This is a genomic window from Streptomyces sp. VRA16 Mangrove soil (assembly GCF_017377775.1).
Lineage (GTDB): Bacteria > Actinomycetota > Actinomycetes > Streptomycetales > Streptomycetaceae > Streptomyces.
The window spans coordinates 1-18,122 of record NZ_JAFVLN010000018.1; the positions used below are offsets into that span (position 1 = coordinate 1).

At 70.2% G+C, this 18,122-nt stretch carries 13 protein-coding genes; 6 read left to right on the top strand and 7 right to left on the bottom strand.

From position 1 onward, the window contains the following. Positions 1-296: 296 nt before the first annotated feature. From nirB to J3486_RS35195, 5 genes are all read left to right on the top strand, one after another. Positions 297-3,062 carry a nitrite reductase large subunit NirB gene (nirB, locus tag J3486_RS35175; RefSeq protein ID WP_207827862.1) on the top strand — a complete coding sequence of 922 codons (2,766 nt, stop codon included), beginning with the start codon at positions 297-299 and terminating at the stop codon, positions 3,060-3,062. Positions 3,063-3,239: 177 nt separating this feature from the next. Beyond that, on the top strand, positions 3,240-4,673 hold the full coding sequence (locus tag J3486_RS35180; RefSeq protein WP_229379128.1) for a NarK family nitrate/nitrite MFS transporter: 1,434 nt from the start codon (positions 3,240-3,242) through the stop codon (positions 4,671-4,673). Positions 4,674-4,946: 273 nt separating this feature from the next. Next, a complete protein-coding gene (gene pflB / locus J3486_RS35185) occupies positions 4,947-7,217 on the top strand; it encodes a formate C-acetyltransferase (RefSeq protein WP_207827863.1) in 2,271 nt (756 codons plus the stop codon). A gap of 96 nt (positions 7,218-7,313) precedes the next feature. Further along, positions 7,314-8,117, top strand: coding sequence for a pyruvate formate-lyase-activating protein (pflA, locus tag J3486_RS35190; protein ID WP_207827864.1), 804 nt, complete (start codon positions 7,314-7,316; stop codon positions 8,115-8,117). Positions 8,118-8,163: 46 nt separating this feature from the next. After that, a complete protein-coding gene (locus J3486_RS35195) occupies positions 8,164-8,352 on the top strand; it encodes a hypothetical protein (protein WP_207827865.1) in 189 nt (62 codons plus the stop codon). Between the two features lie 4 nt (positions 8,353-8,356). Here the strand turns inward: J3486_RS35195 and mscL are convergent, their stop codons facing one another. From mscL to J3486_RS35225, 6 genes are all read right to left on the bottom strand, one after another. Continuing rightward, positions 8,357-8,824 carry a large conductance mechanosensitive channel protein MscL gene (mscL, locus tag J3486_RS35200; protein ID WP_207828028.1) on the bottom strand — a complete coding sequence of 156 codons (468 nt, stop codon included), beginning with the start codon at positions 8,822-8,824 and terminating at the stop codon, positions 8,357-8,359. Between the two features lie 114 nt (positions 8,825-8,938). Next, positions 8,939-9,490 (bottom strand): RcpC/CpaB family pilus assembly protein, encoded by a 552-nt coding sequence (locus J3486_RS35205; protein WP_229379176.1) that lies wholly within the window; start codon positions 9,488-9,490, stop codon positions 8,939-8,941. A 483-nt stretch (positions 9,491-9,973) separates the two neighbouring features. Then, a complete protein-coding gene (locus J3486_RS35210) occupies positions 9,974-10,828 on the bottom strand; it encodes an S-methyl-5'-thioadenosine phosphorylase (protein WP_207827866.1) in 855 nt (284 codons plus the stop codon). A 90-nt stretch (positions 10,829-10,918) separates the two neighbouring features. Beyond that, on the bottom strand, positions 10,919-11,245 hold the full coding sequence (locus tag J3486_RS35215) for an FmdB family zinc ribbon protein (RefSeq protein WP_207827867.1): 327 nt from the start codon (positions 11,243-11,245) through the stop codon (positions 10,919-10,921). A gap of 69 nt (positions 11,246-11,314) precedes the next feature. Beyond that, positions 11,315-12,607, bottom strand: coding sequence for an MFS transporter (locus J3486_RS35220; protein WP_207827868.1), 1,293 nt, complete (start codon positions 12,605-12,607; stop codon positions 11,315-11,317). Positions 12,608-12,837: 230 nt separating this feature from the next. Then, positions 12,838-14,340: a potassium/proton antiporter gene (locus tag J3486_RS35225; RefSeq protein ID WP_207828030.1), complete on the bottom strand. Its 1,503-nt coding sequence runs from the start codon at positions 14,338-14,340 to the stop codon at positions 12,838-12,840. A gap of 273 nt (positions 14,341-14,613) precedes the next feature. Here J3486_RS35225 and J3486_RS35230 point away from each other — a divergent pair, with 273 nt between their 5' ends. Beyond that, positions 14,614-17,370 (top strand): penicillin acylase family protein, encoded by a 2,757-nt coding sequence (locus J3486_RS35230; RefSeq protein WP_207827869.1) that lies wholly within the window; start codon positions 14,614-14,616, stop codon positions 17,368-17,370. 85 nt (positions 17,371-17,455) lie between these two features. On the opposite strand, the gene J3486_RS35235 is transcribed toward J3486_RS35230, so the two are convergent. Further along, positions 17,456-18,085, bottom strand: a complete 630-nt coding sequence (locus tag J3486_RS35235; protein WP_207827870.1) for a 5-formyltetrahydrofolate cyclo-ligase — start codon at positions 18,083-18,085, stop codon at positions 17,456-17,458. Between the last annotated feature and the right edge of the window lie 37 nt (positions 18,086-18,122).

Genomic DNA, 18,122 nt, shown 5'->3' on the forward strand with positions numbered 1-18,122 from the left:
GCCTCGGGCAATCTGCCGCCCGCCCCCGCCGCCTTGGGCAATCTGCCGCCTGGGGCGGCAGGGTGGGCAAGGCGGCCCCCCGGCGCGGGGCGAGGGCTCCGGCCGGCCCCCGCCCACGGCCCGGGCCACCCACGTGCCCCCCCGACGCCCCCCGACGCCCCCTCACGCCTCCGGGACCAAAGCACCCCCGACCAGGGCCACAGGTCCCCCACCAAGGGGCCCAATTCGGCGCAGCACCCCAAGAGTTCAGGCCTACCGTCGAACACGCCCCCTACGTCGCACCCCCGGAGCGCCCCATGCCGCACAACCCGGTACACCACCTGGTACTCGTAGGTCACGGCATGGTCGGCCACCACTTCCTCCAGCTCCTCGCGGAGCGCGACGCCCTGAAGACCTGGCACGTCACCGTCCTCGCCGAAGAGGACCGCCCCGCCTACGACCGTGTCCACCTCTCCTCCGCCTTCACCGGCACGGACCCGTCCGAACTCACCCTCTCCACCCCCGAGTTCCTCGCGGAGCACGGCATCGACCTGCGCCTGGGCGACCCGGCCGAGCACATCGACACGGCCACCCGCACGGTCACCACCACCTCCGGCGCCACGTTCCGCTACGACGCCCTGGTCCTGGCCACCGGCTCGTACCCGTTCGTGCCGCCCATCGACGGCGCCGACGCCCCGGGCTGCTTCACCTACCGGACCCTGTACGACGTCGAGTCCCTCACCGAGTACGCCGCCCGCGAGGACACCCGCACCGGCGTCGTCATCGGCGGCGGCCTGCTCGGACTGGAGGCGGCCGGCGCCCTGCGCACCCTCGGCCTGGACACCCACGTCGTCGAGTTCGCCCCGCGTCTGATGCCGCTGCAGGTCGACGACGGCGGCTCCGCCGCGCTGCGCGCCACCATCGAGTCGATGGGCGTCGCGGTGCACACCGGCGTCGGCGCCAAGGCCGTCGAGACCGACACCGACGGCTCGACGCGCGCCCTGCACCTGACCGACGGCCGCACCCTCGACGCCGACGTCGTCGTCTTCTCGGCAGGCGTCCGCCCCCGCGACCGGCTCGCCCGCGAGGCGGGCCTGGCCGTCGGCGACCGCGGCGGGGTCGTCGTCGACGAGCACTGCCGGACCACGGACGCGTACGTCTACGCGATCGGCGAGTGCGCCCAGACCACCGACGGCCGCGTCTACGGACTGGTCGCGCCCGGCTACCAGATGGCCGAGGCCGCCGCCGACGCGCTCGCGGGGCCGGGCACCAGCGTCTTCACCGGCGCCGACACCTCCACCAAGCTGAAGCTGCTCGGCGCCGACGTCGCCTCGTTCGGCGACCCGTTCGCGCACGAGGGCGAGGACGGCGCCCGGGGCCGGGCCATGGAGGTCGTCTTCTCCGACACCCGCGAGGGCGTCTACAAGAAGCTCGTCCTCGGCCCCGACGGCCGCCTCCTCGGCGGCATCCTGGTCGGCGACGCCGCCGCGTACGGCACCCTCAAGCCGCACGCCGGCCGCACCCTCCCGGCTTCCCCCGAGGCGTACATCCTCCCGTCGTCCACCGGCGAGGAGAACGCGCTCGGCGCCGACGCCCTCCCCGACGACGCCGTCGTCTGCAGCTGCCACAACGTCACCAAGGGCGCCGTCCGCACCGCCGTCACCGCCGAGGGCCTCACCGACATCGGCGGCATCAAGCGCTGCACCAAGGCCGGCACCGGCTGCGGCGGCTGCGTCGGCACCCTCCAGTCCGTCCTCGACGCCGAACTCGCCGCCTCCGGGGTCGAGGTCGCCCGCGGCCTGTGCGAACACTTCGCCCAGACCCGCGCCGAGCTCTACGACATCGTCCGCACCGAACGCATCGCCTCTTTCAGCGAGCTGCTCGCCCGGCACGGCACCGGCAGCCACGGCATCGCGGACGGCTGCACCGTCTGCAAGCCGGTCGTCGCCAACATCCTCGGCACCCTCGCCCCCGAACTCGGCCTGACCCACATCCTCCAGGGCGAACAGGCCGCCCTCCAGGACTCCAACGACCTCTTCCTCGGCAACCTCCAGAAGGACGGCACCTACTCCGTCGTCCCGCGCGTCCCCGGCGGCGAGATCACCCCCGAGCAGCTCATCGCCATCGGCGAGGTCGCCCGCGACTTCGGCCTCTACTCGAAGATCACCGGCGGCCAGCGCATCGATCTGTTCGGCGCGCGCAAGGAACAACTGCCCGCCATCTGGCGCCGGTTGGTCGACGTCGGCCTGGAGTCCGGGCAGGCGTACGGGAAGTCGCTGCGGACCGTGAAGTCCTGTGTCGGCTCCAGGTTCTGCCGGTTCGGGCAGGGCGACTCCGTCCGGCTCGCCATCGACCTGGAGCTGCGCTACCGCGGCCTGCGCACCCCGCACAAGATCAAGGGCGGTGTCTCGGGCTGTCTGCGCGAGTGCGCGGAGGCCCGCGGCAAGGACATCGGCGTCATCGCCACCGCCGGCGGCTGGAACCTCTACGTCGGCGGCAACGGCGGCACCAACCCCCGCCACGCCGATCTGCTCGCCACCGACCTGTCCACGCCCGAACTGCTGCGCCTGACCGACCGGTTCCTCATGTACTACGTGCGCACCGCCGAGCGCCTGGAGCGCACCGCCGCCTGGTTCGAGCGGATCGGCGGCCTCGACCACCTCAAGGCCGTCCTGATCGACGACTCCCTCGGCCTGTGCGCCGCGTGGGAGGCCCAGATGGACCGGCACGTCGCCGCCTACCGCGACGAGTGGCAGGCCGTCCTCGCCGACCCGGCCGCCCTGGCCCGCTTCGACGAGCACGTAGCTGCCGACCCGAGCTTCCTGGAGCCCGGCCGCGGCCGGCCCGCCGTCCTCCCCGACGGCACCGAGGCCGCCCTCTTCAAGGACGCCGAGGGCACCGTCTACGCCGTCGACGCCCGCGACCCGTTCTCCGGCGCCGCCGTCATCGCGAACGGCATCATGGGCACCCGCGACGGCGCCCCCGTCGTCGCATCGCCCCTGCACAAGCAGGAGTTCGACCTGCGGACCGGGCAGTGCCTCGACGACCCGTCGGTGCGCCTCGCGGTGCACGAGGCTCCGTAGCAGGCGCCCCACAAGGCTCCGCTGGCGGACCGGGCAGGGGACCTTCGTCGCGGCCGGGCGGGCCCGGAACAGGACCATCAGGCCTTCCGCCCGGCGACCAAGGCCCCTTACGCCTCCCTTATCCCGGCGGGAGTCTGGATGAGCAAGGAAACCCCTCCTCACCTCCGGGAACACGCCATGAGTCCTGCTGTCCGGGACGCCGCCGCGGTCGACGACGTCACCCGTTCCTATGATCCCCAGCAGTACCGGCCCGGCCGGGCCATCTCCGACTGGGAACCCGAGAACGAACTCTTCTGGAAGTCCGTGGGCAAGCGGGTCGCCACCCGCAACCTGTGGATCGCCGTCCCCGCCCTCCTGGTCGCCTTCGTGGTGTGGCAGGTGTGGAGCGTCACCGCGACAAACCTGGCCGACGTCGGCTTCGGCTTCAGCACCTCGCAGCTGTTCTGGCTGACCGCCGTGCCCGGTCTCACCGGCGGCACGGCCCGGATCTTCTACACCTTCCTCGGCCCGCGCATCGGCCAGCGCCGCTTCACCGCGCTGTCCACGGTCGTCCTGGTGATCCCGCTGCTGTGGCTCGGCTTCGCGGTGCAGTCCACCTCCACCTCGTACGCCACGTTCGTCGCGATCGCGGCGCTGTGCGGCTTCGGTGGCGCCAACTTCTCCTCGTCGCTGGCGAACATCGGCTTCTTCTACCCCAAGCGTGAGAAGGGCAACGCGACCGGCATCAACGGCGGCCTCGGCAACCTCGGCGTCTCCGTCGTCCAGCTGCTGACCCCGATCGTCATCACCTCCTCGGCCTTCGCCCTCGGCTCCGCCCAGGTCAAGGCCGACGGCTCCTCGGTGTGGCTGCAGAACGCCGCGTTCCTCTGGGTGCCCGTCCTGGTGGTCCTCGCCGTCATCGCCTGGTTCGGCCAGAACGACCTGAAGGTCGCCTCCACCCCGTTCAGCCAGCAGAAGGTCATCTTCAAGCGCAAGCACAACTGGCTGATGACCTGGCTCTACGTCGGCACCTTCGGCTCCTTCATCGGCTTCGCGTCCGCCCTGCCGATGCTGATCAAGACCACCTGGACCCCGATCGACGCGTCCTACACGGCCGCCACCTACGCCTGGATCGGCCCGGCCATCGGCGCCCTCGCCCGCTGGGGCGGCGGCTGGCTCGGCGACAAGTGGGGCGGCGCGCGCGTCACCATCGTCTCGTTCGTCGGCATGGCCGCCTCGATCATCGGCGTCATCAACTTCATGCCCACGGGCGGTCAGGGCGGCTCCTTCGCCGGCTTCCTCCTCTGCTTCTACGCGGCCTTCCTGTTCAGCGGCATCGGCAACGGCTCCACGTTCCGCCAGATCCCGGTGATCTTCCGCAACCAGCACCTGAAGGGCCTGACCGAGGGCACCCCCGAGTACACGAAGGCGCTCAAGCAGGCCGAGATCGAGTCCGGCGCCGTCACCGGTTTCACCGCCGCGATCGCCGCCTACGGCTTCTTCTTCATCCCGGCGATGTTCGCCAACTTCGCGGTGACCAGCGCCCTGTGGACGTTCGTCGGCTTCTACGCCACGTGCATCGTCGTCTGCTGGTGGTTCTACGCCCGCAAGGGCGCCGAGTCCCCGAGCTGATTCCCGTAGTGCCTCCCCACGAGGCACCCCCGCCCCTCGCGACCTGTAACACGGAAAATCGACGAATTTCTTGTGAATGCGTTCACAAGCGAACTTAGGTCGAAAGTCCCGGAGGAAATCCCAGGTCAGGGTGGTGATACCCGTCGATGCCGGTCCGCGATAAGGCCCAATGGTCCCGAATTCAGGACCATTGCGGCCCCCCGGACCGGCCCGGCGGGAGTCCAATGAATACGTAGCAACGAACCGGTCGAACAGATGGGGAAGGTGCCGCAGATGACTGCCACTCCCGCAGAGAAGACGACGCACGGCGAGGCCTGGGAGGGCTTCAAGGGGGGCCTGTGGCGCGACGCCATCGACGTCCGTGACTTCGTCCAGCAGAACTACACCCCCTACGAGGGCGACGGCTCCTTCCTCGCGGGACCGACCGAGCGCACGACGGCCATGTGGGACCGGCTCCTCGGCATGTTCCCCACGGAGATCGAGCGCGGCATCTACGACGTGGACGCCAAGACGCCGTCGCGCATCGACGCCTTCCGGCCCGGCTACATCGACGGCGACGCCAAGGACCACAAGGACCTCATCGTCGGCCTGCAGACCGACGCCCCGCTGAAGCGCGCGATCATGCCGAACGGCGGCTGGCGCATGGTCGAGGGCGCCCTCAACGCCTACGGCTACGAGGCCGACCCCGAGGTCAGGGAGATCTACACCCACCTCCGCAAGACCCACAACGAGGGCGTCTTCGACGCGTACACCCCCGAGATCCGCGCCTGCCGCTCCTCCGGCATCATCACCGGTCTGCCCGACGCCTACGGCCGCGGCCGGATCATCGGCGACTACCGCCGCGTCGCCCTCTACGGCGTCGACCACCTCATCGCCGCCAAGCAGGCCGACAAGGACAGGGCCGGCGCCGAGTGGCCCTCCGAGCACGTGATCCGCGACCGCGAGGAGATCTCCGAGCAGATCAAGGCGCTGAACGAGCTGAAGGCCATGGCCCTGTCGTACGGCTACGACATCTCCGGCCCGGCCCGCACCGGCCGCGAGGCCGTGCAGTGGCTCTACTTCGCCTACCTCGCCGCCGTGAAGGAGCAGAACGGCGCGGCCATGTCGATCGGCCGCATCGACAACTTCCTCGACATCTACCTGCAGCGCGACATCGAGGCCGGCCTCATCACCGAGGAGCAGGCCCAGGAGTTCATCGACGACTTCGTCATCAAGCTCCGCATCGTCCGCTTCCTGCGCACCCCCGAGTACAACGACCTCTACTCCGGCGACCCGACCTGGGTGACCTGGTCGATGGCCGGCATCGGCGAGGACGGCCGCCCGCTCGTCTCGCGCACCACCTTCCGCGCCCTGCAGACCCTCTACAACCTCGGCCCGGCCCCCGAGCCGAACCTGACGGTCTTCTGGTCGCGTGAACTGCCGCGCGGCTTCAAGGACTTCGCCTCCCAGGTCGCCATCGACACCTCGGCCATCCAGTTCGAGTCCGACGAGCTGATGCGCCCCAAGTACGGCGACGACACCGCCATCGCCTGCTGCGTCTCCGCGATGGCCGTCGGCAAGCAGATGCAGTTCTTCGGCGCCCGCGTGAACGTCGCCAAGGCGCTCCTCTACGCGATCAACGGCGGCCGCGACGAGAAGTCCGGCAAGCAGGTCGTCGAGGGCTTCGAGCCCATCGAGGGCGAGTACCTGGACTACGAGACCGTCGCCGCACGCTACGACGCGATGCTCGACTGGCTGGCGAAGACGTACGTGCACGCGCTCAACGTCATCCACTACATGCACGACAAGTACGCCTACGAGCGCATCGAGATGGCCCTGCACGACCAGGAGATCCTGCGCACCATGGCCTGCGGCATCGCGGGTCTGTCGGTGGCCGCCGACTCCCTCTCGGCCATCAAGCACGCGAAGGTCAAGGTGATCCGTGACGAGACCGGACTCGCCGTCGACTACGAGATCGAGGGCGACTACCCGGCCTACGGCAACAACGACGACCGCGCCGACCGGATCGCCAAGTCGATCGTGCACGGCTTCATGGAGAAGGTCCGCAAGCACCCGACGTACCGCGACGCGGTCCACACCCAGTCGGTGCTGACGATCACCTCGAACGTCGTCTACGGCAAGAAGACCGGCAACACCCCGGACGGGCGCCGCGCCGGCACCCCGTTCGCCCCCGGTGCCAACCCGATGAACGGGCGCGACGAGCACGGCTACATCGCCTCCGCGCTGTCGGTCGCGAAGCTGCCCTACGACGACGCCGAGGACGGCATCTCGCTGACCAACACGATCACCCCGGACGCCCTGGGCCGCACCCCCGAGGAGCGGATCGGCAACCTCTCCGGTGTGCTCGACGGGTTCATGGCCAGCGACGGCTTCCACATGAACGTCAACGTCCTCAACAAGGCGACCCTCGAGGACGCCATGGAACACCCGGAGAACTACCCGCAGTTGACCATCCGGGTCTCCGGCTACGCGGTGAACTTCGTCCGTCTGACGCGCGAGCAGCAGCTGGACGTCATCAACCGCACCTTCCACGGCTCCCTCTGAGCCGCATCCGAACCGCGGCCCCGGGGCCGGGCCCTCACCCCGGCCCCGGGCACCGCGAACACCCCACCCCCACCTCGGACGTCGAGGAGCCCTGCCATGACCGTGCTGCTCACCCAGAACCTGGCCGCGAACGACGCCGCCACCCCGGCCGCCGCCGCGACGCACCGCCCCACCGAGGGCTCGGTGCACTCCTGGGACCTGTCGACCGGCGTCGACGGACCGGGCACACGCTTCGTGACGTTCCTCTCCGGCTGCCCGCTGACCTGCCTGTACTGCCACAACCCCGACACCTGGCGGATGCGCAACGGCAAGCGCACCTCGGCCGACGCCATCGTCGCGGAGGCCGCCAAGTACACCCGCTTCATCGAGGCGGCGGGCGGCGGCGCCACGATCAGCGGCGGCGAGCCCCTGCTCCAGCCCGTCTTCGCCGGTGAGCTGCTGCACCGCTTCAAGAACGAGCTGGGCCTGCACACCGCCCTGGATACCTCGGGCTTCCTCGGGGTGCGCGCCACCGACGCCCTGCTGCGCGACGTGGACCTGGTCCTGCTCGACATCAAGTCCTGGGACCGCGACACCTACAAGAAGGTCACCGGGCGGCCCCTGCGCCCCACCCTGGACTTCGCGCACCGGCTCGCCGACCTCGGCAAGAACGTCTGGGTGCGCTTCGTGCTCGTCCCCGGCCTCACCGACGACCCCGCCAACATCGAGGGCGTCGCCGCCTTCGCGGGCTCCCTCGGCAACGTCTCCCGGGTCGACGTGCTGCCCTTCCACAAGCTCGGCGAGGCGAAGTGGGAGGCGCTCGGCAAGAACTTCACGCTGCACGACACGCCCTCGCCCACCCCCGAGCAGGTCGCCACCGCCAAGTCGATCTTCGAGGCCCACGGCCTCACGGCGGTCTGAGCCGCGGCCCGGTCCAGGGCCCGCCCCCGCGACGTACCCTGGATCCATGAGCACCGCCAAGGACCCCGCCCCCGAGCCGCGCGACCCGAAGGCCGCGCTGATCTTCGACGACCCGCTGACGGCCCAGTCCGCGGACGACTCGGACCACGGGTGGGGCGATCGGCCGGCAGCGGCCGACAACAGCGCCGCCGACCTGGCCCGCTTCCTCGACGAGAAGCCGCCCCACCACATCTGATCCGCTACGGGGTGCTGTGCCCCGAGCCCCGCTGCGAGACGAGCGCGTCGCGGATCTCGCGCAGCAGCGCGACCTCCGCGGCCTCCGCCTCGACCAGCTCCTCCTCGGCCGTCTTCCTCCGGGAGAGGTACTTCGCCATCGGCAGCACCATCAGGAAGTAGACGACGGCGGCCGTGATCACGAAGCTGAGGATCGCGCTGAGGACCGAGCCCCACATGATCGGCACACCGCTGATGACGTCGCCCGCGTCGTTCGTCTCGCACGGGCCCTTGAGGCAGGAGCTGTAGCCGTCCAGGTCCTTGGTGCCGAGCGCCCCCACCAGCGGGTTGATCACGCCCTTGACCACCGAGTTCACCACGTTCGTGAACGCGGCACCGATGACCACCGCGACGGCCAGGTCGACGACGTTGCCACGCATGAGGAAGGCCTTGAAGCCTGCCAGTACGCCCGGTTCCTTCTTCTCGCTCACCAGGGAGCCTCTCTTCACATGTGCAGGTTGCGGTGCAAACGACTTCGCAACCTACGACAGTTCGGTGCAGACTCGCCCATTTAGGTAACACGAACGGGGGACTTGACGAGACGCAGGTCACCACAGGACCACCGCCAGTCGAGAGGTGACGCCCGCACCGGCGAGGCGTGCGGCCGTCGCGCGCTCGGTCCTCAGCACCACCAACGCCCCACCCCCGGCAGGGGTTTCGCCCACATCGGCGGAGAGCGCGGCGCTCCTCGGCACGGACACCACCCGCACCCCGGACGCCAGCGTGCGCACCCCCGGCCCGCCGTCCGCCCGGGCCGCCACCACATCGACCCGGTCCCCTGGCCTGAGCAGCCGCACCGCCTCCGCGTCCGCGATCCGTACCGGCGCCGACACCAGGGGTGCACGCAGCCGCTCGCCCGGCGGCGCCTGGGCCCGCTCGTGCCCGCCGCCGCCCACCCCGGACGGCCGCGTACCGGGCGACGGCACCGCGGCCACCAGCGCCGCCGCGGTCAGGATGAGCCCGGCGGCGACGGCGGGCCGGTGCCGGCGCCGGGCGGCGCCGGACCGCCACCGTCCACCGCGCACCCGCACGGGCAGGAAGGAGGGGATCTCGGACGTCGGGGGAGTGCTGAACCGGTACGGGGCAGGAGGAGCGGACACGGTCGTCACCGCCAAGTGATCGCAGGGGGCCCGAGGGGGCCGAGCCGGGCACCGCGCCCGTCTCGCCGACCACCCTCCGCCACCGTCCGCGATCCCGCTGACCGCCGTGCACTACCCACCGGTTGTGGACAACTCCCTCACCCGAACCGGGAGTCCCGCACCCCTGGCCTTGATCCCGGCCTTGATCCGGGCCTCGATCCCGGCCCCGATCCGGGCCTCGATCTCGGCCCCGGCCTCAGTCCCGGCAACCTCATGCCGCAGACCGCAGACCGCAGACCGCAGACTGCAGACTGCAGACTGCAGACCGCAGACTGCAGACCGCAGACTGCAGACTGCAGACCGCAGACCGCAGACCGCAGACTGCAGACCGCAGACCGCAGACCGCGGTCGGCAGATCACAGATCAGAGACCGCAGACCGCAGTCGGCAGATCACAGACCACAGACCACAGACCACACACCTCAGCCCCCACCCCGAACAGCGATCACGGCAGCCGGATCCCCGGGTCCATCCCCCCGAGCGCCCCGGCGCACGGACAGTCCCGCTCGCCGGTGGCCGGCAGTCCCGCCACCGCGTCGAACAGCACGGTCCGCAGCCGGTCCACGTTCTGCGCGAACACCTTGAGGACCTCGTCGTGCGAGACGCCCTCGCCGGTCTCGGCGCCCGCGTCGAGATCCGTGACGAGGGTCAACGACGTGTAGCAGAGCTCCAGTTCGCGGGCGAGCATCGCCTCGGGGTGCCCGGTCATGCCCACCACGGACCAGCCCATGGAGGCGTGCCACCGGGACTCGGCGCGCGTCGAGAAGCGCGGCCCCTCGACCACGACGAGCGTGCCGCCGTCCACCGGCTCCCAGCCCTTGCCGCGCGCCGCCTTCACCGCGGCCTTGCGGCCGGCGGGGCAGTACGGGTCGGCGGGCGAGACGTGCACGACGTTCGGGACGGTGCCGTCCGGCAGCGGGTGCCCGTCGAAGTAGGTCTGCACGCGGGACTTCGTGCGGTCCACGAACTGGTCCGGCACCAGCAGCGTCCCCGGTCCGTACTCGGGCCGCAGGCCGCCCACCGCGCACGGGCCGAGCACCTGGCGCACGCCCACCGAGCGCAGCGCCCACAGATTGGCGCGGTAGTTGATGCGATGCGGCGGCAGATGGTGGCCGCGCCCGTGCCGGGGCAGGAAGGCGACGCGGCGCCCGGCCACCTCGCCGAGGAACAGGGAGTCGCTCGGCGGACCGTAGGGAGTGTCCACCTGGATCTCGGTGACGTCGTCCAGGAAGGAGTAGAAGCCGGAGCCGCCGATCACGCCGATCTCGGCGCTGGCACTTGTGTTCGCGTTGGTCGCCATGGCCAGCACACTAGCCAAGCGGACCGGCGCGAAAGACGCCCGAGACCCTGTCGTCGAGGGACGACAGGGTCTCGTAAGACGTGCGAGGTCCTAGGCGGCGGAGGACGAGCTCGAAGAGCTCGACGAGGCCGTCGAGGACGAGGAAGACGAGGACGACTTCGTGTCGGAGGACGACGAAGAGGTCGACTTCGTGTCGGAGGACGACTTGGCCGGCGACGCCGGGCTGCTGCTCGACGACGAGCCGCGGCTGTCGTTGCGATAGAAGCCGGAGCCCTTGAACACGATGCCGACGGCCGAGAACACCTTCTTCAGGCGGCCACCGCAGTTCGGGCACTCGGTCAGAGCGTCATCGGTGAACTTCTGCACCGCCTCGAGGCCCTCGCCGCACTCGGTGCACTGGTACTGGTAAGTCGGCACTGTGTCTTCCTCCTGGCACTCTCACTCAATGAGTGCTAACGACGCTCCATAGTGGCCTATTCCACGGGATCAGTCCACTGCCACCGGCACTCGGTGACCGACACCACGTGCCACGGTCCGGCCCGCGGACGGCGGTACGAGCCGCGAGCGCAGCAGGAACATGACCACCAGGGCGAGCACGGTGCCCCCCATGGGGACCAGGAATCCGGCCCCGTCCCAGAAGCGGTCCTCCAGCTGTCCGGCCACTGTCACGGCGGCCGCCTGACCGAGCGCGACGGCGCCGGTGAGCCAGGTGAAGGCCTCCGTGCGGGAGGTCGCGGGCACGATCTTCTCGACCAGCGTGTAGCCGGTGATCAGGGACGGCGCGATGCAGACGCCGACCAGCAGGCCGAGCCCGGCGAGCACCACGACGGACTGCGCGGCCCACAGCCCTGACGCGGTGACGGCGAGCGCCGTGTAGCCGGTCAGGAGGCGCCGCTGCGGGGAGATCTTCCAGGCGACGGCGCCGCAGACCAGGCCGGACAGCATGTTGCCCGCGGCGAAGATCCCGTACAGGACGCCGTTCAGACCGGGCTGTCCGATCGCCTCGGAGTAGGCGGCGAGCGAGACCTGCATGCCGCCGAAGACGGCGCCGATGCCCAGGAACGTGACGATCAGGACGCGCACGCCGGGCACCCGCAGCGCGGAGGAGTGCTCCACGCGCGCGTGCTCCTCAGCGCTGCCCACCGGGGGCTGGGTGCGCTTCTGGGCGGCGAACAGCAGACCGCCGACCAGGGTCAGCGCGGCTTCGGTGACGAGTCCCGCGGCCGGGTTGATGCCGGTGCACAGCGCGGTGGCGAACAGCGGGCCGAGCACGAACGTGAACTCGTCCGTGACCGACTCGAAGGCCGCCGCGGTCTGCAGCAGGGGCGAGCCCTGGAGCTTCATGCCCCAGCGGGCCCGCACCATGGGGCCGATCTGCGGGGTGGAGGCACCGGTGGGCACGGCGGCCAGGAACAGGGTCCAGGTCGGCGCCCCGGACAGGGCCAGCACGGTCAGGGTGAGTCCGGCGGCCGAGTGCACCAGGACACCGGGCACCAGTACGGCCCGCTGCCCGAAGCGGTCGGCCAGCTTGCCGCTGTAGGGCGCGAAGAGCGCCATGGAGACACCGGTCGCCGCGGAGACGGCGCCCGCGGTGCCGTAGGAGCCGGTGGTGTGCTGTACGAGCAGCACGATCGAGATGGTCAGCATCGCGAACGGCTGGCGCGCGGCGAAGCCGGGCAGCAGGAACGTCCAGGCTCCGCGGGTGCGCAGCAGCTGTCCGTAGCCGGGGCGCTTGGCTCGCCCCTGGTCGGATCCGGTGACCGTGGCCTTCTGTGGCACGGCCCTCGCCTTTCTGCCGCCTGGTAGTGCCCGCCGCCCGGTCGGGGAGGGGAGCACCGAGAGCCGTCCTCATGCGCCGGGAACCGAGTGATACCTACGGTCCGCGCCAGGAGAGGCCCTGGGCCAAGCAGGACGGTGCTGCAAGGGGACCGCGGCCGCTTTGCGGTCGCGCCGGCTCTACTTCAGGCAGAGTCGGTGAAACGTGGTTCTAGTGGGTCTGACAGACCATGTTAACGGGCGGTTTCCGTGCCCGTGCCCAGCCAGCCGGCGAGCTTGCCGCCGTGTGCGACGGCCCGCAGCCGGGCCTCGGCGGCGTCCCGCACCGGATCCGTGGCGACCACGAGCAGTTCGTCGCCGCGCCGCAGCACGGTCGTCGGGCCCGGCACGAAGGACTGCCCGTCGCGCACGACGAGCGTGACGGAGGCGCCCTTGGGCAGCCGCAACTCCCCGACCTCCACGCCGTGCATGCGCGACCCCTTCGGGATGGCGACGGACAGCAGGTGGCCGCGCAGCCGCTCCAGGGGCGCCGATTCGATGCCGAGGTCGGCGGCCTCCGAGGAGTCGCCCAACTCCAGTTTCCTGGCCAGCCAGGGCAGCGTGGGCCCCTGGATCAGGGTGTAGACGACGACCAGGACGAAGACGATGTTGAAGATCCGCTGACTGTCCGCGACGCCGGTCACCATCGGGATCGTCGCCAGGATGATGGGCACCGCGCCGCGCAGGCCGGCCCATGACATGAGGACCTCCTCCTGCCATCGCATCCGGAACGGCAGCAGGCTGACGAAGACCTCCAGGGGTCGGGCGACCATGGTCAGCACGAGCCCGATGATGAGCGCGGGCACGATGTCGTCGGCCAGCGCGTGCGGGGTGACCAGCAGGCCGAGCAGCACGAACATGCCGATCTGCGCGATCCAGCCGAGCCCTTCGGCGAACCCGCGCGTGGCCGGCCAGTGCGGCAGCTTGGCGTTGCCCATCACCATGGCGGCCAGATACACGGCCAGGAAGCCACTGCCGTGGGCCATGGCGCCCGCGGCGTAGGCGACGGTGGCGATGGCCATCACGGCGATCGGGTAGAGGCCGGAGGCGGGCAGCGCGACGTGCCGCAGCCCGTAGGAGCCGAGCCACCCGACCGCGAGACCGATGGCGGCACCGATCGCGAGCTCCAGGGCGATCTCGCCGATGAGCACGTACCAGTGCTCCACCGGGCCGGAGGCGGAGAACGCGACGACGAGGATGACGACAGGGGCGTCGTTGAAGCCGGACTCGGCCTCCAGGACGCCCGTCACGCGCGCGGGCAGCGGCACCTTGCGCAGCACCGAGAAGACGGCCGCGGCGTCCGTGGAGGACACCACCGCGCCGATGATCAGGGACGGCCGCCAGTCCAGGCCCACCAGATAGTGCGCGCCCGCCGCCGTCACACCCACACTCACCGCGACCCCTACGAGCGACAGCGCGGCGGCTGCCGGGAGCGCGGGTCTGATCTCCTTCCACTTCGTGCCCAGGCCGCCCTCGGCCAGAATCACGACAAGTGCCGCGTATCCGATGACCTGGGTCAACTCGGCGTTGCTGAAGGAGACATTGCCGATGCCGTCCTGGCCCATGGCGATACCGATGCCGAGGTACAGCAGGAGGCTGGGCAGCCCGCTGCGCGAGGAGACGCGCACCGCGGCAACCGCGATGAGCAGCACAAGCGCGCTGACGAGCAGAAGCTGGTTGAGGTGGTGGACAGTCAGGGGCCGTTCCTTCCGCGAGGAGTCTTCGCACGGTCGACGTGGGGGGAGCGTGAGGGAGTTACTTCGTTACCTTACCTAATCTTTGACGCTTTCTTGACGCGAAGGGCGTCCCTGCGGCCACCCGCCGGCCCCTCCTTCCTGACTCCGCGTCCGAGCCCGCACCGCACTGCTCGTATGGTTGCTCTCGCCCGCCCGCCCGTCGCCCACCACCACCCTTGTACGAGGGCCCTGCGGGCCCGCCCAAGTCGTCTGCGAAGGACAGCAAGGATCGCGATGCCCTCCACTACGAACGCCTCTGCCGGCCCCAAGCCCGGCAAGAAGAAGGGGCGCCGAGCCCGACTGATCGTGATCGTCCTGGTGTTGGCCGTCATCGCGGGCATCGGATACGGCGCGTACTGGAGCGTCGACAGCGTCCGCGCCTCCTTGCCGCAGACCACGGGCTCGATCCAGCTCGACGGTCTCGACGGCCCGGTCCAGGTCAAGCGGGACGGCTACGGCGTCCCGCAGATCTACGCCGCCTCGGACGAGGACCTGTTCATGGCGCAGGGCTTCGTGCAGGCGCAGGACCGGTTCTACGAGATGGACGTGCGCCGCCATACGACCTCCGGGCGGCTCTCCGAGATGTTCGGCAAGAGCCAGGTCAAGACCGATGAGTTCCTGCGCACGCTCGGCTGGCACCGGGTGGCGAAGGAGGAGTACGACTCCAAGCTCTCGCCGGAGACGAAGAAGTACCTCCAGGCGTACTCCAAGGGAGTCAACGCCTACCTGGCGGGCAAGAGCGGCAAGGAGATCTCGGCCGAGTACGTGGCACTCGGCTTCGAGAACGACTACAAGCCGCAGCAGTGGACGCCGGTCGACTCGGTGGCCTGGCTGAAGGCGATGGCCTGGGACCTGCGCGGCAACATGCAGGACGAGATCGACCGCTCCCTGATGACGAGCCGCCTCGGCCCGAAGCAGATCGCCGAGCTCTACCCCGAGTACCCGTACAGCCGGAACAAGACGATCGTCCAGGAGGGCGCCTACAACAGCGCCACCAAGAGGTACGAGCAGAGCGCCTCCGGCACCGCCACGCAGTCGTCCACGAGCGGGGCGGCGGGTACCGGTCTCACGGACGGCGTCGAGGCCCCCAGCAGCCTCCAGAGCCAGCTCGGCGGCCTCTCCGACGTCCTGGACCAGATCCCCGACTCCGCGGGCCTGGGACCGAACGGCAACGGCATCGGGTCGAACTCCTGGGTCGTCGGCGGCAGCCACACCGTCAGCGGCAAGCCGCTGCTCGCCAACGACCCGCACCTGGCGCCGCAACTGCCGTCCGTCTGGTACCAGATGGGCCTGCACTGCACGACCGTGTCCAGCAAGTGCCAGTACGACGTGACGGGTTACACGTTCGCCGGCATGCCGGGCGTGGTCATCGGCCACAACCAGAACATGTCCTGGGGCCTGACCAACTCGGGCGTCGACGTCACGGACCTCTACCTGGAGAAGTTCAGCGGCGACGGCTACCTGTACGACGACAAGACGGTGCCGTTCACGACCCGCAAGGAGACCATCAAGGTCGCCGGCGGCGACTCCAAGACCATCACGGTCCGCGAGACGAACAACGGCCCGCTGCTGTCCGACCGTGACGACGAGCTCGTGAAGGTCGGCAAGAAGGCGTCCGTCGGCACCGCGGCGCCCGACCGCGGCGACGGCTACGGCATCGCGCTGCGCTGGACCGCGCTGCAGCCCGGCACCACCATGGACGCCGTCTTCGAGATCGACAAGGCGAAGGACTGGACCGAGTTCCGCGAGGCCGCCAAGGGCTTCCAGGTGCCCTCGCAGAACCTCGTGTACGCCGACACCGAGGGCAACATCGGCTACACGCTGCCCGGCCGCATCCCGGTCCGCGGCGAGGGCGACGGCTCGCTGCCCTCGCCCGGCTGGGACTCGAAGTACAAGTGGACCGGTTACATCCAGCCGGAAGAGCTGCCCCACGAGTACAACCCCAAGCGGGGCTACATCGTGACCGCCAACCAGGCCGTCGTGGGCAAGGACTACCCGTACACGCTCACCACGGACTGGGGCTACGGCACCCGCAGCCAGCGCATCACCGACCTGATCGAGTCGAAGATCAAGGACGGCGGCAAGATCTCCACCGATGACATGCGCACCATGCAGATGGACAACAGCAGCGAGATCGCCAAGCTGCTCGTGCCCTACCTGCTGAAGATCGACGTCGACGACCCGGACGTCCGCGATGCGCAGCAGCTCCTGGAGAACTGGGACTACACCCAGAACCCGGACTCGGCCGCGGCCGCGTACTTCAACTCGGTCTGGCGCAACATCCTGAAGCTCGCCTTCGGCAACAAGCTGCCCAAGGAACTGCGCGTCGAGGGCCAGTGCCTGACGGTCGACCCGGTCGACAACACGGGCCCGGCCGACGAGGACCGCAAGGTCCGCGAGTGCGGCGAGCGGGACACCGACTCGGCGCAGCCGGACGGCGGCGACCGCTGGTTCCAGGTCGTGCGCAACATCCTCAAGAACGAGAACAGCGACTGGTGGAAGGCCCCCAAGTCCCGTACGGACAAGGCCACGCACAACCGTGACGAGCTGTTCGCGCGGGCCCTGGGCGACGCCCGCTGGGACCTGACGGCCAAGCTCGGCAAGGACATCGACACCTGGAGCTGGGGCCGCCTGCACAAGCTGGAGCTGAAGAACCAGACCCTCGGCACCGAGGGCCCGGGCTGGCTGCAGTACGTGCTCAACCGCGGTCCCTGGAAGCTCGGTGGCGGCGAGGCCGCGGTCGACGCGACCGGCTGGAACGCGGCGGGCGGCTACGGCGTCGACTGGGTGCCGTCGATGCGGATGGTGGTGAACCTGGCCGACCTGGACAAGTCCCAGTGGATCAACCTGACCGGCGCCTCGGGCCACACCTTCAGCGCGCACTACACGGACCAGACGGACAAGTGGGTCAAGGGCGAGCTGCTGCCGTGGCACTTCAGTGAGAAGGCCGTCGACGACAGCACCTCGGACACCCTGGTCCTCAAGCCGTAGCCCGGCAGGACAGACACCGGAAGGGGCCTCCACGCACGCGTGGAGGCCCCTTCCGGCTGTGTGCCGCCAGCAGGGCCGCCGGCCGTCAGGGCCGCCGGAAGTGGCGTACGCCCGACGGCGTCACGACCGCGTGCACGGCCTGGTCGTGCGCCTCTTCCGGGACGTGCGCGACGACTTCACCGTCGTACAGCAGCACGACGAGGGCCGGACGCGCGCCGGCCGCCGCCAGACGCGCCAGGACCCGGTCGTACGAGCCCCCGCCCCGCCCGAGCCGCATCCCGCGCGCGTCCACGGCGAGGCCCGGCAGCAGCACCACGTCGGCGGCGAGCACGGCGTCCGGGCCGAGCCGCTCGCCGCCCGGCTCCAGCAGCGCCATCTTCCCCGGGTGCCGCACGCGGACGAGGGAGTCGGCTCCGTCGTACGCCCCCCAGTCCAGGTCGTTGTCGGGCAGCAGCACCGGCAGCAGAACACGCGTCCCGCGCGCGTGGAGCGCGTCCAGGAGGGCGCCCGTCCCCGGCTCGTTCCCGACGGAGACATAGGCCGCGACGGTGCCCGCCGTGGCCAGTTCGTCGAGGTCCAGCGCGCGCCGGGCGAGAACCGTCCGCGTCTTTCGTACGTCATCCTTTGGCAACGCGCTCCTCATCGCGAGGAACTCCCGCCGCAACGTGCGCTTGTCAGGATGGGTGTCCCGCACGTCATGAGTGTGTGGGTTCATAGCCGACTCACAAACCTTTCCCAATCGACGCATATGT

What these genes read in the sequence shown, in the direction of transcription:
- nirB (WP_207827862.1), top strand. Translation starts at nt 297, where the DNA reads ATGCCGCACAACCCGGTACACCACCTGGTACTCGTAGGTCACGGCATG.
- J3486_RS35180 (WP_229379128.1), top strand. Translation starts at nt 3,240, where the DNA reads ATGAGTCCTGCTGTCCGGGACGCCGCCGCGGTCGACGACGTCACCCGT.
- pflB (WP_207827863.1), top strand. Translation starts at nt 4,947, where the DNA reads ATGACTGCCACTCCCGCAGAGAAGACGACGCACGGCGAGGCCTGGGAG.
- pflA (WP_207827864.1), top strand. Translation starts at nt 7,314, where the DNA reads ATGACCGTGCTGCTCACCCAGAACCTGGCCGCGAACGACGCCGCCACC.
- J3486_RS35195 (WP_207827865.1), top strand. Translation starts at nt 8,164, where the DNA reads ATGAGCACCGCCAAGGACCCCGCCCCCGAGCCGCGCGACCCGAAGGCC.
- J3486_RS35210 (WP_207827866.1), bottom strand. Translation starts at nt 10,828, where the DNA reads ATGGCGACCAACGCGAACACAAGTGCCAGCGCCGAGATCGGCGTGATC.
- J3486_RS35230 (WP_207827869.1), top strand. Translation starts at nt 14,614, where the DNA reads ATGCCCTCCACTACGAACGCCTCTGCCGGCCCCAAGCCCGGCAAGAAG.
- J3486_RS35235 (WP_207827870.1), bottom strand. Translation starts at nt 18,085, where the DNA reads ATGAACCCACACACTCATGACGTGCGGGACACCCATCCTGACAAGCGC.